We start from the raw sequence: 1,030 nt of genomic DNA, 5'->3' as shown, positions 1-1,030 counted from the left end.
CAGCGCGACAGTGATTGGTGGTGTGGGTTGTGACCGAGACAACCGACGCGAGAACAGACACACACAACGGCCAGACCCAGCAGAGCCTGGCCACCCAAGCGGCACGCAACCTGGCCACCACGACCAAGTCGCAACCGCAGATGCAAAGCATCACCTCCCGATGGCTGCTCCGCATGCTCCCCTGGGTCCACACCCCCGGCGGCGCCTACCGCGTCAACCGCCGCCTCAGCTACGCCATCGGCGACGGACGCCTCAGCTTCACCAACCACGGCAGCGACATCCGCGTCATCCCCCCAGAACTCCGCGAACTCCCCGCCCTACGCCACTACGACGACGACACCACCCTCGAAGCCCTCGCCAACCGCTTCACCCAAAACCACTACGAACCCGGCGACACCATCACCGAAACCGGCCAACCCGCCGACCGCCTCATCCTCATCGCCCACGGCAAAGTCAACAAAATCGGCACCGGCGAATACGGCGACCACACCATCCTCGGCGTCCTCGCCGACGGCGACTACTACGGCGACCACACCCTCACCACCACCGACCCAGACACCTGGGAACACACCATCAAAGCCGTCACCCCCACCACCACCCTCACCCTCCCCCGCCAAACCTTCCAAGAACTCCTCACCCAATCACCCACCCTCCGCACCCACATCGAAAACCACCAGACCAACCCCCGGCCCCCACAGAACAAACACGGCGAAGCCCTCATCCACATCACCTCAGGCCACGCCGGAGAACCCCAACTCCCCGGCACCTTCGTCGACTACGAAACCACCCCCCGCGAATACGAACTCAGCGTCGCCCAAACCATCCTCCGCATCCACACCCGCGTCGCCGACCTCTACAACCAACCCATGAACCAAACCCACCAACAACTCCGCCTCACCATCGAAGCCCTCCGCGAACGCCAAGAACACGAACTCATCAACAACCCCGAATTCGGCCTCCTCAACAACGCCGACCTCAAACAACGCATCCACACCCGCACCGGCCCACCCACCCCCGACGACCTCGACGA

General features: G+C 63.9%; 1 protein-coding gene. It reads left to right on the top strand.

Annotated elements, in window-relative coordinates:
* Positions 1 to 29 precede the first annotated feature (29 nt).
* Positions 30 to 1,030, top strand: a 1,001-nt coding sequence (locus ACGFIV_RS36300) for a family 2B encapsulin nanocompartment shell protein (protein WP_358562449.1), incomplete at its 3' end; no start/stop codon positions are given.

The organism is Sphaerisporangium sp. NPDC049003, from assembly GCF_043197795.1.
In the GTDB taxonomy this organism is placed as follows: Bacteria; Actinomycetota; Actinomycetes; order Streptosporangiales; family Streptosporangiaceae; genus Sphaerisporangium.
The sequence above is the reverse complement of the archived record's forward strand: the minus strand, read 5'-3'. Positions and strand labels throughout refer to the sequence as shown.